This window comes from Pseudomonas sp. AM14(2022), from assembly GCF_036346455.1.
Taxonomy (GTDB): Bacteria; Pseudomonadota; Gammaproteobacteria; order Pseudomonadales; family Pseudomonadaceae; genus Aquipseudomonas; species Aquipseudomonas putida_A.
The window spans coordinates 306,010-320,115 of the sequence record NZ_JAOTNY010000001.1 but is presented as its reverse complement, the minus strand read 5'-3'; the positions used below and the strand labels follow the sequence as shown (position 1 = coordinate 320,115).

Here is a 14,106-nt window from a genome sequence, read left to right as displayed (position 1 = left end):
AGCCCGCTCCCACAGGAATATCAACTGTCCAAAGCTTTGTATTTTTCGCGCAGGTGATTACGAATCCACACCGCCGACAGGTTCAACGTAGCGATCACCAGCACCAGCAGCAGCGCCGTGGCGTACACCAGCGGTCGTGCCGCTTCGACGTTCGGGCTCTGGAAGCCGACGTCATAAATGTGGAAGCCCAGGTGCATGATCTTCTGGTCCAGGTGCAGGTACGGGTAGTTGCCGTCCACCGGCAGCGACGGCGCCAGCTTCACCACACCCACCAGCATCAGCGGCGCCACTTCACCGGCGGCGCGGGCCACGGCGAGGATCATGCCGGTCATCATTGCCGGGCTGGCCATTGGCAGGACGATCTTCCACAGCGTTTCCGCCTTGGTCGCGCCCAGCGCCAGCGAGCCTTCACGGACGGTGCGCGGGATACGCGCCAGACCTTCCTCGGTCGCCACGATCACCACCGGTACCGCCAGCAGCGCCAGGGTCAGCGAGGCCCAGAGCAGACCCGGAGTACCGAACGTCGGCGCCGGCAGTGCTTCGGGGAAGAACAAACGGTCGACCGAACCACCCAGCACGTAGACGAAGAAGCCCAGACCGAATACGCCGTAGACGATCGCCGGAACGCCGGCGAGGTTGTTCACGGCGATGCGGATGATCCGGGTCAGGGCGTTCTGCTTGGCGTATTCACGCAGGTAGACCGCCGCCAGCACGCCGAACGGGGTGACGATCATCGCCATGATCAAAGTCATCATCACCGTGCCGAAAATCGCCGGGAAGATCCCGCCTTCGGTGTTCGCTTCACGCGGATCGTCGGAAAGGAATTCCCAGACCTTGCTGAAGTAGAAACCGATCTTGGTCATCGTGCCCATGGCATTCGGCTGATAGGCGTGAACCACTTTACCCAGACTGATTTCGATCTCTTTGCCGTTGGCATCGCGGGCAGTCAGCGCGTCGCGGTTGAACTGCGCATGCAGATCGCTCAGACGCGCTTCGATGTCCTGATAACGCGCGTTCAGCTCGGCACGCTCGGCGTCCATGTCCGCTTGCGCGGTGGCGTCGAGCTTGCCGTCGAGTTCCAGTTTGCGCCCGTGCAGACGGATGCGTTCCAGCCCTGCGTTGATCGCACCGATGTCGGTCTTTTCCAGCGATTTGAGTTGGGCAGCAAGGCCGTTCACACGGTTGATCCGCGCTTGCAGCTCAGGCCAGGCCGCTTCGCCTTCGGCGATCACCTTGCCGTCCTGTTTGACGTTGACCAGGTAGCCGTAGAAGTTGCCCCACTCGCGACGCTCGATCGCCATCAGTTCCGGCGGCGTGGTCTGCTTGGTCAGCCACTCGCCGACCACCCAGGTGAAGTCGTTGCCGTTCAGGTCACGGTTGCCGACCTTGATCAGCTCGCGGGTCATGAATTCCGGGCCCTGATCAGGCACCGGCAGGCCGGCACTTTTCAGGCGGGCGCGCGGCACTTCTTCTTTCTGTACCACTTCGCCGATGACCAGGTGATTGGCCTGGCCCGGTACGTCGTAGCTGGCGTGGATCAGGTCCGCCGGCCAGAAGTGACCCAGACCGCGCACGGCAATCACCGCCAGCAGGCCAATGGTCATGATGACCGCGATGGACACCGCGCCACCGCTGATCCAGACGCCCGGGGCGCCGCTCTTGAACCATCCATTCAGGGAGTTCTGTTTCACAGACTTCTACCTTTCTTAAAGCGACGAGTATTTCTTGCGCAGACGCTGACGAATCAGTTCTGCCAGGGTGTTCATGACGAAGGTGAACAACAGCAGCACCAGCGCCGAGAGGAACAGCACGCGGTAGTGGCTGCCGCCGACTTCCGACTCGGGCATTTCCACCGCGACGTTGGCGGCCAGGGTGCGCAGGCCTTCGAACAGGTTCATTTCCATGACCGGGGTGTTGCCCGTGGCCATCAGCACGATCATGGTTTCGCCGACCGCACGGCCCATGCCGATCATCAGTGCGGAGAAGATGCCCGGGCTGGCGGTGAGGATCACCACGCGGGTCATGGTCTGCCACGGCGTGGCACCGAGCGCCAGGGAACCGAGGGTCAGGCCACGCGGCACACTGAACACGGCATCTTCGGCAATCGAGTAGATGTTCGGGATCACCGCAAAACCCATCGCCAGACCGACTACCAGAGCGTTGCGCTGGTCGTAGGTGATGCCCAGGTCGTGGGAGATCCACATGCGCATGTCACCGCCGAAGAACCAGTTCTCCATGTACGGACTCATGTATAGCGACAGCCAACCGACAAACAGGATCACCGGAATCAGCAGCGCACTTTCCCAGCCGTCCGGGACTTTCAGGCGGATCGACTCAGGCAGACGACTGAAGGTGAAGCCGGCGACCAGAATGCCGATCGGCAACAGCATTAGCAGGCTGAAGATGCCCGGCAGATGCCCTTCTACATACGGCGCGAGAAACAGACCGGCGAAGAACCCGAGGATCACCGTCGGCATCGCCTCCATCAGCTCGATCACCGGTTTGACCTTGCGGCGCATGCCCGGGGCCATGAAGTACGCGGTGTAGATCGCGGCGGCAACCGCCAGCGGCGCGGCCAGCAGCATGGCGTAGAACGCCGCCTTCAGGGTGCCGAAGGTCAGTGGCGACAGGCTCAGTTTCGGTTCGAAATCGGTGTTGGCGGCGGTCGATTGCCAGACGTACTTAGGTTCGTCGTAGTTCTCGTACCAGACCTTGCTCCACAACGCGCTCCACGACACTTCCGGGTGCGGGTTGTCGAGCAGCAGCGGTTGCAGCTTGCCGCCGGCCTCGACGATCACCCGGTTGGCGCGCGGCGACAGACCGAACAGGCCCTGGCCTTCGGCTACCGGCTCGACCAACAGGGTGCGGTGCGCGGTGCTGTGGAACACGCCGAGCTTGCCGCTGGCATCGAGGGCCACGAAACCCTTGCGACGCTCTTCGGCGGTGATTTCAACGATCGGCGTGGTGCCCATCTGGAAGGTACGGATCTGCTTCAGGCGCAGTTCGCCATCGGTGTCACGGGCCATGAACCACTGGGCCAGGCCACCCTTGGAGTCACCGATAATCAGCGAGATGCCACCCACCAGTTGCGTGCTCGCGGTGACTTCGGCGTCAGCGTTTTCCAGCAGTTTGTAGCGACCGTTGAGGCTCTTGTCGCGCAGGCTGAACACGTCGGCCTGGGCGCGCCCGTTGACCACGTACAGCCATTGCTGGCGCGGGTCGACGAAGATGTTTTTCACAGGCTCAGTCATCTGCGGCAGCTCGATACGCTTCTGCTCGTTGGTGACTTCACCGGTCATCATGTTTTCTTCGCTGGTCAGCGCCAGCACATTGAGTTGCGAACCGGTAGAACCGACCAGCATCAGCGTCGAATCGGTGGCGTTGAGGCTGACGTGCTCCAGTGGCCCGCCGCTTTCGTTCACCGCGATCGGTGTATTGCCGTAAGGAAACTCGATGGCTGGAGTGATGGTTTTCTTGCCATCGGGGTAGCTGACCTTATAGGTGTGACGGAACACCAGCGCCTGGCCGTTGGACAGGCCCACCGCCACCAGCGGATGACCTGGCTGATCTTCGCCAATGGAAGTTACGCTGGCGCCGGCAGGAACCGGCAGATCGACGCGCTTCAATTCAGCGCCACTGTCGATGTCGAAGAACAGCGCCTGGCCCTTGTCGGAAACGCGCATCGCCACCTGATTCTGCTCTTCGAGCGAAATCATCAGCGGCTTGCCGGCGTCCTGCATCCAGGCTGGGGTAATAGCCTCTTTCGCGGTCAGGCTGGCACCCTGGAACAACGGTGCAACGACGTAGGCGAGGAAGAAGAAGATCAGGGTGATGGCTGCCAGCACCGCCAGACCGCCAACGAGGACGTACCAACGGGTGAAGCGATCCTTGAGCGCGCGAATGCGGCGCTTGCGTTGCAGCTCAGGCGTATTGAAATCAATGCGCTTGGGAGGGGAAGTCGTAGTCATTGGGGAATTGGCCAGATCATTCATGCGCTCACCCTAGCGATCCTGTATGACAGAAAGATGACAGTGCAGTGACGCAGCAAATCCACCGCCAGCGGGTACTGGCAGAGGATCGAAAATTTGAGGTGTGTAAAAGGCCGATCTGCGGGCAGAGCGGCCTTTTACCTGAGTCCGGTGGGGTTCACCTCGGACTCAGTTTGTTACTTTTTTGCGACTTCAGCGCCGCCTTCCTGCAGACCCAGGTCAGCCAGTGCTTTTGCAGCAACCTTGGCCGGCAGTGGGATGTAGCCGTCTTTCACCACAACTTCCTGGCCCTGTTTGGACAGAACCAATTTCACGAACTCGGCTTCCAGCGGGGCCAGAGGCTTGTTCGGGGCCTTGTTCACGTAAACGTAGAGGAAGCGCGACAGCGGGTACTTGCCGTTCAGGGCGTTTTCTTCGGTGTCTTCGATGAAGTCAGTGCTGCCTTTCTTCGACAGAGCAACGGTCTTCACGCTGGCAGTCTTGTAGCCGATGCCCGAGTAACCGATGCCGTTCAGCGAGGAGCTGATCGACTGCACAACCGACGCCGAGCCTGGTTGTTCGTTGACGTTAGGTTTGTAGTCGCCTTTGCACAAGGCTTCTTCTTTGAAGTAGCCGTAGGTGCCGGATACCGAGTTACGACCGAACAGTTGCACTGGCTTGTTGGCCAGGTCGCCGGTCACGCCCAGGTCGCCCCAGGTTTTCACGTCGGCTTTGGCGCCGCACAGACGGGTGGACGAGAAGATCGCATCAACCTGTTCCATGGTCAGGTGCTGGATCGGGTTGTCCTTGTGCACGAACACCGCCAGGGCGTCCACGGCCACCGGGATAGCGGTTGGCTTGTAGCCGTATTTCTGTTCGAAGGCCGCCAGTTCGGTGTCCTTCATCTTGCGGCTCATCGGGCCGAGGTTGGAGGTGCCTTCAGTCAGCGCAGGTGGCGCGGTGGCGGAGCCAGCGGCCTGAATCTGGATGTTTACGTTCGGGTATTCTTTCTTGTAGTTCTCAGCCCACAGGGTCATGAGGTTGGCCAGAGTGTCGGAACCAACGCTGGACAAGTTGCCCGATACACCGGTGACCTTGGTGTAAGCCGGAATTGCCGGGTCAACGCCAGCGGCTACCGCGTGGGCAGTCGCAACGCCAGCAGCGACAAAAGTCATTGCCGCCATCAAACGCTTCAGTTTCATGCCTTACTCCTAGCAGATAGGGTGTGTTAAGTCGGGGCCAAGTATCAGCAGGCCGTGTGAACACTCTATGGCTGAAATATGACAATTGGATGAAAGGCCAGCATCCGGGTTTTACTGAATGATTCGAGTCGCCCTCATTCGCGAGCAGGCTCGCTCCCACAGTTGAAATGCATTCCAATGTGGGAGCGAGCCTGCTCGCGAAGGAGCCGGTACTGCTGGAGGAAATTCCGGATCAGCGCCCCTTCTTCCAGAGCCACGCCCCCACCAGAATCCCCATCGCGCACAGCACCGCCACATAGTAAGCCGGGCCCATCGCACTCTCTTTAAGCAGCAGGCTGACCACCATCGGCGTCAGGCCACCGAAGATCGCATACGCCACGTTGTACGAGAACGACAGCCCGCTGAAGCGCACCACCGGCGGGAATGCCTTGACCATCACGTATGGCACCGCACCGATGGTGCCGACCAGCAGACCGGTCAACGCATACAGCGGGAACAGCCAGTTCGGGTGATCGGCGAGGCTGTGATAAAAGGTCCAGGAGCTGATCAGTAAGCCCAGCGAACCGAAGACAAACACCCGGCCGGCGCCAAACCGATCCGCCAGGGCACCGGAAATGATGCAACCGACGCTGAGGAACACGATCGCCAGGCTGTTCGATTGCAACGCCACTGTCGGCGAGAAGTGATAGACCGTCTGCAGCACGGTCGGGGTCATCAGGATCACCACGACAATCCCGGCGGACAGCAGCCAGGTCAGCAGCATCGAGACCGCAATCGCCCCGCGATGGTCACGCAGCACCGCACGCAGCGGTACTTCTTCGGCCAGCGCCTTGCGCAGTTGCAGCTCAGCGAACACCGGAGTTTCGTGCAGCCAGCGGCGCAGATACACCGAGAACAGGCCGAATACGCCGCCGAGCAGGAACGGAATCCGCCAGGCGTAATCCGCGACTTCCCCCGGTGTATAAATGCTGTTGATTGCCGTGGCGACCAGCGAGCCGAGCAAGATGCCGGCGGTCAAACCGCTGGTCAAGGTGCCGCAGGCGTAGCCGATGTGCTTTTGCGGCACGTGTTCGGAAACGAAGACCCACGCCCCCGGCACTTCCCCGCCAATCGCCGCGCCCTGGATAACTCGCATCAACAACAGCAGGATCGGCGCCCACATACCGATCTGCGCGTAGGTCGGCAGCAGGCCCATGATCAGGGTCGGCACGGCCATCATGAAAATGCTCAGGGTGAACATCTTCTTGCGCCCCAGCAGGTCGCCGAAGTGCGCCATGACGATGCCGCCCAGCGGCCGCGCAAGGTAACCGGCGGCGAAAATGCCGAAGGTCTGCATCAGGCGCAGCCACTCGGGCATGTCGGCCGGGAAGAACAGCTTGCCGACCACGGTGGCGAAGAACACGAAGATGATGAAATCGTAAAACTCCAGCGCACCGCCCAGGGCCGATAGCGACAGAGTCTTGTAATCATTGCGGGTCAGGGGGCGTGCAGGTTGCTCGGGCTGCGCGAGGCTCGAAGGCGCTGTGGTCATGGCAAGGGCTTCTCTTATAGGCGGATCTACCGCCACAACAACGCTGGCTGTGGCTTAGGCAGGTTCGGCACCATAGCAAATTGTTCGAAAAAGCACATAGAGGCGCGTATTTGCCGGTCAAAATCAGAACCCGATGGTCGTCGCGGAGTCTACCGACCGATATACTCGCAACCTTGCTCCGGTTTGTAGGGGGTTGCTGTGCGAAAACGTCGTTGGCCCGGCCTTTGAACGGGATCAGCCGGTTTCGCAGAGTTTCCCCTTTAGGCGCCTATGGAAAACGTGACGAACGCAGTATGTTCGGTGCTGAATCGTTTTTCCTGAAGACGGCTACCACCAGCAATACCAACGAAGAGTCACGGGTCAGAGGCACCCCCGGCATGATAGAGCTCGAACAAGAAGATCCGATCCCGCAAGGCGACCTGGCCCTGCAAATTACCGCACTCCCGCGCGAAACCAACGGCTTTGGCGATATTTTCGGCGGCTGGCTGGTGGCGCAGATGGATCTGGCGGGTACCGCGATGGCCAGCCGCGTGGCCGGTGGTCGCGTAGCCACTGTCGCCATCGACCGCATGGCCTTCCTGGTGCCGGTCGCGGTGGGCGCGCAATTGTCCTTTTATACCCAGACCCTGGAAATCGGCCGCAGCTCGATCCAGATGATGGTCGAAGTGTGGAGCGACGATCCGCTGTCCAGCGAGTGGCGTAAAGTGACCGAGGCGGTATTCGTCTTCGTCGCCATCGACGGCAGCGGTCGCACCCGCTCGGTGCCACCGCGCGCGCGTTAAACATCGCCGCGGTTTTGCGGTCGATAGTCGTCCCAAGTGTCTGATCGAGAGTTGCCCCATGAACACGCCCAACGTTGAAGCGGTAAAACTGGATGAACTGAACTGCTGGCGCATCCGCCACGGTCAGGCCGAAGTGCTGGTGGCCCAGCAAGGCGCGCACATCCTCAGTTATCAAATCGACGGCCAGCCGCCGATCATCTGGCTCAACGACAAGGCTGTGTTCAAGACCGGCAAAAGTATTCGCGCCGGCGTGCCGGTGTGCTGGCCATGGTTCGGCAAGTTCGAACGCAACCCGCAGAGCGTGCAGGCCATGTACACCGGTGAGCAACCGGCACCCGCGCACGGTCTGGTGCGGGCGATGGATTGGGAGCTGGGCGGCATCGAATCAGAGGCTGACGGCGTCAAGGTTGAATTCAGGCTGCCCTACCCCGAAGGTGGCCTGCCGGGCTGGCCGCATCAGGTCGATCTGACCCTGACCCTGCATCTGAGTGATCAGTTGCACATCAGCCTGACCAGCCACAACCGAGGTGTCGAAACCGTCAGCATCAGCCAGGCGCTGCACACTTATTTCGCGGTCAGCGATGTGCGCAACGTGCACGTCGAGGGTGTTGAAGGGCTGAATTACATCGAGACTCTGGATGAGTGGAAAACCCACAGCCAGCAAGGTGACCTGCATTTCGCTGGCGAAACCGACCGCATCTACCTCGACGCTCCGCCGCAACTGAGCATTGTCGACCCGACCTGGGAACGGCACATCGTACTGACCGCCAGCGGCTCACGCACCGCCGTGATCTGGAACCCGTGGATCGACCGCGCGGCAGCACTGGCCGACATGGACAACGATGGCTGGCAGCGCATGCTGTGCATCGAGACGGCGAATGTGATGGATGATGTGGTGAATCTGGTCTCGGGTGCGAGCCATACGATGGGTGTCAGCATCGGCAGTAAACCGCTCTGACCAACACCGCAAAACAAAATGTGGGAGCGGGCTTGCTCGCGAAGGCGGAGGGTCAGATACATCAATTTGTCTGACACAGCGCTTTCGCGAGCAAGCCCGCTCCCACAGTTGTTTTGTGGCAGGTGTTAGAGATCGGACTCCTGCACCACCCGCACTTTGTCAGCTTCCAGCGCATACGCCGCATCGGCCAGGTCATTGCTGACTTTCTCGATCTTCAGCGTGCCGGTTACCCACAGCGGCGTGTAGATATCGTCCAGCTTCAAACCTTTGGGATAACGCACCAGCACCAGTTGATTCGGTGGTGGCGGTGGCACGTGGATGCAGGCGCCAGGGTACGGCACCAGGAAGAACAGCGTGCTGCGGCCCTTGGCGTCGGATTCCAGCGGCACCGGGTAGCCGCCGATGCGGATGTGCTTGTCGTTCATCGACGCCACGGTCTTGGTCGAATACATCACCGCCGGCAGGCCTTTAGCCTGTTTCATCCCGCCCTTCTCGGTGAAGGTGCCAGTAGCTTCCGGGGAGTTGTGGTCGATTTCGGGCATGGCCTCGAGGGCTTTCTGGTCCGACTTGGGCATCAGTTCCAGCCAGTCGGTTTCCGGCAGTTCGCCGGCGTGGGCCAGACCGCTGCCCAGCAAAAGAAGAGTCAACAGAAGACGGCGCATGGAGGTGCTCGGTAAAAGATGCTCGGATAAAGGAAGGACGTTGAATCGCCGAGCATTCTAGCCCTCCCTGCCGCGTTGGCAGAGAGGACTTGGTCGCTTGGATCAGTTCTTTTTGATCAGGCCGTAGATCACCAGCAGCACGATCGCGCCGACCAGTGCACCGATGAAGCCTGCGCCCTGACCTGCCTGATAGATACCCAGGGCCTGGCCGCCGTAAGTGGCCGCCAGCGAACCGCCGATACCGAGCAGGATGGTCATGATCCAGCCCATGCTGTCATCGCCCGGTTTGAGGAAGCGTGCCAGCAGGCCGACGATCAAGCCGATAAAGATGGTTCCGATAATTCCCATGGCATTTCCCTCTGATTTGGTAGATATGCCAAAGCCTAGTCAGACTTTGGCATCCTGCCATGAGAGAACGGCGGCTCCCGAAGGTTCCGCCGTTGCCACATGAAACTGTTTACTCGGCGATAAGCGCTTCGACCTTGACGATCTGTGCTTGCAGCGTGGCCATGTCGGCGCAGCGCAGGTTGGCGTGACCGACCTTGCGCCCGGCCTTGAAGGCTTTGCCGTAGTGGTGCAGATGGCAATCTTCGATGGCGATCACTTTCTCAACCGGCGGAACCACGCCGATGAAGTTGAGCATCGCGCTCTCGCCGACCTTGGCGGTCGAACCCAGCGGCAGGCCGGCCACGGCACGCAGGTGGTTTTCGAACTGGCTGCACTCGGCGCCTTCGGTGGTCCAGTGCCCGGAGTTGTGCACGCGCGGGGCGATCTCGTTGGCCTTGAGGCCACCGTCGACTTCAAAGAACTCGAACGCCATCACGCCGACGTAATCCAGCTGCTTGAGCACACGGCTGGAGTAGTCTTCGGCCAACGCCTGCAGCGGGTGATCGGTGCTGGCCACCGACAGCTTGAGGATGCCGCCGTCGTGGGTGTTGTGCACCAACGGGTAGAACTTCGTTTCGCCATCACGGGCACGCACGGCAATCAGCGAAACTTCGCCAGTGAACGGCACGAAACCTTCCAGCAGGCAGGCAACGCTGCCCAGCTCGGCGAACGTACCGACCACGTCTTCCGGCTTGCGCAGGACTTTCTGGCCCTTGCCGTCGTAACCCAGGGTGCGGGTTTTCAGCACGGCCGGCAGACCGATCGAAGCCACGGCAGCATCCAGGTCGGCTTGCGATTGAATGTCGGCGAAGGCCGGGGTCGGGATGCCCAGGTCCTTGAACATGCTCTTCTCGAACCAGCGGTCGCGAGCGATGCGCAGGGCTTCGGCGCTCGGATAGACCGGAACGAATTGCGAGAGGAATGCCACAGTTTCCGCCGGGACGCTTTCGAACTCGAAGGTCACCAGGTCGACTTCATCCGCCAGTTGGCGCAGGTGATCCTGATCGCCGTAATCGGCCCGCAGGTGTTCGCCCAGTGCAGCCGCGCAAGCGTCCGGCGCAGGGTCGAGGAAAGCGAAGTTCATGCCCAGCGGAGTGCCCGCCAGCGCCAACATGCGGCCCAACTGGCCGCCACCGATTATACCGATCTTCATCTCAACAACCTCAGGCAATACGTGGGTCTGGATTGTCCAGGACGCTGTCTGTCTGCTCGGCACGGAAGGTTTTCAGTACCGCGTGGAACTGTGGATGCTTGGCGCCGAGAATGCTCGCCGAGAGCAGCGCGGCGTTGATCGCGCCGGCCTTGCCGATGGCCAGGGTGGCAACCGGGATGCCCGCAGGCATCTGCACGATCGACAACAGCGAATCGACGCCCGAGAGCATCGACGACTGCACCGGAACGCCCAGTACCGGCAGGTGGGTCTTGGCCGCACACATGCCTGGCAGGTGGGCTGCGCCACCGGCACCGGCGATGATCACCTCGATGCCGCGGCCCTCAGCCTCTTCGGCGTACTGGAACAGCAGATCCGGGGTGCGGTGGGCAGAAACCACCTTGACCTCGTACGGGATGCCGAGCTTTTCCAGCATATCGGCGGTGTGGCTAAGGGTGGACCAATCGGACTTGGAGCCCATGATCACGCCAACCAGTGCACTCATCGTCGCGCCTCTTCTCTCTGGGCGCCCGCAGGCGCGTCAAAAACAACAAGCCACGCAGGATTGCGTGGCTTGATTGTACGAAAAATGGCCGGACGTACCGGCCGAAGGCCGCGCAGTATACCGCAAAGAAAGCAATAAACAGCCCCCGAAACGACCATCCGTCAAATCAGCGAAAGGCCCGGTTTTATTGACTTGAAGGTCAGCCGACAAACACCACAAATCCCCCCTGTGGGAGCGGGCTTGCTCGCGAAGGCGTCAGGTCAGATACATGAATCTCGACTGACACACCGTATTCGCGAGCAAGCCCGCTCCCACAAGTGGATCCGCGATGGGTCAGGAATTTTGTGCGGCGCCGCCTTCAAGCTTGCGCCACAACAGCCGCACGTTGGCTTTACGCACCAATGCGCAGCGATACAGACGAATCTCCAGCGGCACGTGCCATTGCGGGCCACCGCAGACGACGAGCTCGCCACGAGCCAGCTCGGCACGTACGCTCAGTTGCGGTACCCAGGCAATCCCCAGGCCTTCCAGCGCCATGCTCTTCAAGCTGTCAGCCATCGCGGTTTCGTAAATAGTGGTAAAGCGCAGCTGACGCTGGCGCAATAATCCATTCACCGAACGTCCGAGAAACGCCCCGGCGCTGTACGCCAGCAGCGGTACGCTGGCGTCGCCTTCCAGATCGAACAGCGGTTTGCCATCGGCATCGGCTGCGCACACCGGGAGCATTTCAGTCTGGCCCAAGTGCAACGACGGGAAAATTTCCGGGTCCATCTGCATCGCCGCGTCCGGGTCGTAGAACGCCAACATCAGGTCGCAGCCACCCTCGCGCAGCGCATGCACCGCATCGCCGACGTTGGTCGCCACCAATCTCGTCGCTATGTTCAGCCCTTCGTTGCGCAGTTGTGCGATCCAGCGCGGGAAGAAGCCCAGCGCCAAAGAGTGGGCGGCGGCGACTTGCATCACTTCGCCCTGCCCGCCTTCCAGGTGATGCAGGTGGCGCAGCACTTCGCCGAGCTGTTCGACCACGGTGCGCGCGGTCACCAGAAACAGCTGCCCCGCCGCCGTCAGCTCGATCGGCGTGCGCGAGCGGTTGACCAGCGTCAGGCCCAATGCGGCTTCGAGGCTGCGGATCCGCCGACTGAATGCCGGCTGGGTCACGAAGCGTCGTTCGGCCGCCTGCGAGAAGCTGCGGGTGGCGGCCAGAGCACTGAAGTCCTCGAGCCATTTGCTTTCCAGATTCATCACACCCTCCCGAGAACGCACCAAAACAGGTCACACGTCTGCCGCACACGCGGCGTCACATGGGCATTATGCCGAATGTGCATAGGCCAGTGTTTAACAGCATTGGCCCAAAAAATCCCACAAGCCTAGCATTCGCAGCGTTCCGGCACAGACCGGGTCCATATCGAGATGATTTCTATCATGTCCTCCGCTGCATCTTTCCGCACAGAAAACGACCTGCTTGGCGCCCTCGAAGTACCGGCTCAAGCGTATTACGGCATCCAGACCCTGCGAGCGGTGAACAACTTCCGTCTCTCCGGCGTTCCGATTTCGCATTACCCGAAACTGGTTGTCGGTCTGGCGATGGTCAAACAGGCCGCCGCTGACGCCAACCGTGAGTTGGGTCATCTGAGCGAAGCCAAGCACGCTGCCATCAGCGAAGCCTGTGCCCGATTGATCCGCGGTGATTTCCACGAAGAATTCGTGGTCGACATGATTCAAGGTGGCGCCGGTACGTCCACCAACATGAACGCCAACGAAGTGATCGCCAACATTGCGCTCGAAGCAATGGGTCACCAGAAAGGCGAGTACCAGTACCTGCACCCGAACGACGACGTCAACATGGCGCAGTCGACCAACGACGCCTACCCGACCGCGATCCGCCTGGGTCTGCTGCTGGGTCACGACGCGCTGCTGGCCAGCCTCGACAGCCTGATTCAGGCCTTCGCGGCCAAGGGCAAAGAATTCGATCACGTCCTGAAAATGGGCCGTACCCAGCTGCAAGACGCCGTACCGATGACTTTGGGTCAAGAATTCCGTGCTTTCGCCACCACCATGGGCGAAGACCTGGCCCGTCTGAAGACGCTGGCCCCGGAACTGCTGACTGAAGTGAACCTGGGCGGCACCGCGATCGGCACCGGCATCAACGCCGACCCGCGCTATCAAGCGCTGGCCGTACAACGCCTGGCACTGATCAGCGGTCAGCCGCTGGTGCCCGCCGCCGACCTGATCGAAGCCACCTCCGACATGGGCGCCTTCGTGCTGTTCTCCGGCATGCTCAAGCGCACCGCGGTCAAGCTGTCGAAGATCTGCAACGACCTGCGCCTGCTGTCCAGCGGCCCACGCACCGGTATCAACGAGATCAACCTGCCAGCGCGTCAGCCAGGCAGCTCGATCATGCCTGGCAAGGTCAACCCGGTGATTCCGGAAGCCGTTAACCAGGTGGCCTTCCAGGTCATCGGTAACGATCTGGCGCTGACCATGGCAGCCGAAGGCGGCCAACTGCAACTGAACGTGATGGAGCCGCTGATCGCGTTCAAGATCCTCGACTCGATCCGTCTGCTGCAACGCGCCATGGACATGCTGCGCGAGCACTGCATCGTCGGCATCACCGCCAACGAAGCCCGCTGCCGCGAACTGGTCGAGCACTCGATCGGTCTGGTCACCGCGCTGAACCCGTACATCGGCTACAAAAACGCCACCCGCATCGCCCGTATCGCCCTTGAAAGCGGCCGCGGCGTGCTGGAACTGGTGCGCGAAGAAGGCCTGCTCGACGAAGCCATGCTCGCCGACATCCTGCGCCCGGAAAACATGATTGCCCCGCGTCTGGTTCCGCTCAAAGCCTGAGCCGACGCGTTATTTGTAGCACCGCTCACCAGGTCGAGGGACTAGACACCTCTCACCTTTTGAGGGCTTGGGGATTTGTCCCCAAGCCCTTTTTTTTAACTTTCTGATCCTGAG

12 protein-coding genes are annotated in these 14,106 nt (G+C 61.0%); 3 read left to right on the top strand and 9 right to left on the bottom strand.

The annotated features are described in order from the left end of the window. Positions 1 to 20: 20 nt before the first annotated feature. From pstA to V3W27_RS01445, 4 genes are all read right to left on the bottom strand, one after another. Positions 21 to 1,691 (bottom strand): phosphate ABC transporter permease PstA, encoded by a 1,671-nt coding sequence (pstA, locus tag V3W27_RS01460; RefSeq protein WP_007962288.1) that lies wholly within the window; start codon positions 1,689 to 1,691, stop codon positions 21 to 23. Positions 1,692 to 1,706: 15 nt separating this feature from the next. Beyond that, on the bottom strand, positions 1,707 to 3,740 hold the full coding sequence (locus tag V3W27_RS01455; protein WP_225138952.1) for an ABC transporter permease subunit: 2,034 nt from the start codon (positions 3,738 to 3,740) through the stop codon (positions 1,707 to 1,709). Positions 3,741 to 4,165: 425 nt separating this feature from the next. After that, positions 4,166 to 5,170, bottom strand: a complete 1,005-nt coding sequence (locus V3W27_RS01450; protein ID WP_086792482.1) for a phosphate ABC transporter substrate-binding protein PstS — start codon at positions 5,168 to 5,170, stop codon at positions 4,166 to 4,168. A 232-nt stretch (positions 5,171 to 5,402) separates the two neighbouring features. Beyond that, positions 5,403 to 6,701, bottom strand: coding sequence for an MFS transporter (locus tag V3W27_RS01445; protein WP_247267161.1), 1,299 nt, complete (start codon positions 6,699 to 6,701; stop codon positions 5,403 to 5,405). Between the two features lie 377 nt (positions 6,702 to 7,078). Between V3W27_RS01445 and V3W27_RS01440 the strand changes: the two genes are divergently transcribed. Beyond that, entirely contained in the window at positions 7,079 to 7,483 is a 405-nt protein-coding gene (locus V3W27_RS01440) for an acyl-CoA thioesterase (protein WP_003229628.1), read from the top strand. 58 nt (positions 7,484 to 7,541) lie between these two features. Continuing rightward, on the top strand, positions 7,542 to 8,441 hold the full coding sequence (locus tag V3W27_RS01435; RefSeq protein WP_150370027.1) for a D-hexose-6-phosphate mutarotase: 900 nt from the start codon (positions 7,542 to 7,544) through the stop codon (positions 8,439 to 8,441). A gap of 125 nt (positions 8,442 to 8,566) precedes the next feature. Here V3W27_RS01435 and V3W27_RS01430 read toward each other — a convergent pair whose 3' ends face one another. The 5 genes from V3W27_RS01430 to V3W27_RS01410 all read right to left on the bottom strand — a co-directional run bounded on the left by V3W27_RS01430 (position 8,567) and on the right by V3W27_RS01410 (position 12,387). Continuing rightward, a complete protein-coding gene (locus tag V3W27_RS01430) occupies positions 8,567 to 9,103 on the bottom strand; it encodes a DUF3299 domain-containing protein (protein ID WP_027610367.1) in 537 nt (178 codons plus the stop codon). Between the two features lie 102 nt (positions 9,104 to 9,205). After that, positions 9,206 to 9,451 carry a GlsB/YeaQ/YmgE family stress response membrane protein gene (locus V3W27_RS01425; RefSeq protein WP_003229635.1) on the bottom strand — a complete coding sequence of 82 codons (246 nt, stop codon included), beginning with the start codon at positions 9,449 to 9,451 and terminating at the stop codon, positions 9,206 to 9,208. 109 nt (positions 9,452 to 9,560) lie between these two features. Continuing rightward, positions 9,561 to 10,643 (bottom strand): 5-(carboxyamino)imidazole ribonucleotide synthase, encoded by a 1,083-nt coding sequence (locus tag V3W27_RS01420; protein ID WP_330205769.1) that lies wholly within the window; start codon positions 10,641 to 10,643, stop codon positions 9,561 to 9,563. A 10-nt stretch (positions 10,644 to 10,653) separates the two neighbouring features. Beyond that, positions 10,654 to 11,145 (bottom strand): 5-(carboxyamino)imidazole ribonucleotide mutase, encoded by a 492-nt coding sequence (gene purE, locus V3W27_RS01415; protein WP_003229641.1) that lies wholly within the window; start codon positions 11,143 to 11,145, stop codon positions 10,654 to 10,656. Between the two features lie 333 nt (positions 11,146 to 11,478). Continuing rightward, positions 11,479 to 12,387 carry a LysR substrate-binding domain-containing protein gene (locus V3W27_RS01410; protein WP_064589862.1) on the bottom strand — a complete coding sequence of 303 codons (909 nt, stop codon included), beginning with the start codon at positions 12,385 to 12,387 and terminating at the stop codon, positions 11,479 to 11,481. Between the two features lie 180 nt (positions 12,388 to 12,567). Here V3W27_RS01410 and aspA point away from each other — a divergent pair, with 180 nt between their 5' ends. Further along, positions 12,568 to 13,992, top strand: coding sequence for an aspartate ammonia-lyase (gene aspA, locus V3W27_RS01405; RefSeq protein WP_027610364.1), 1,425 nt, complete (start codon positions 12,568 to 12,570; stop codon positions 13,990 to 13,992). Positions 13,993 to 14,106 lie beyond the last annotated feature (114 nt).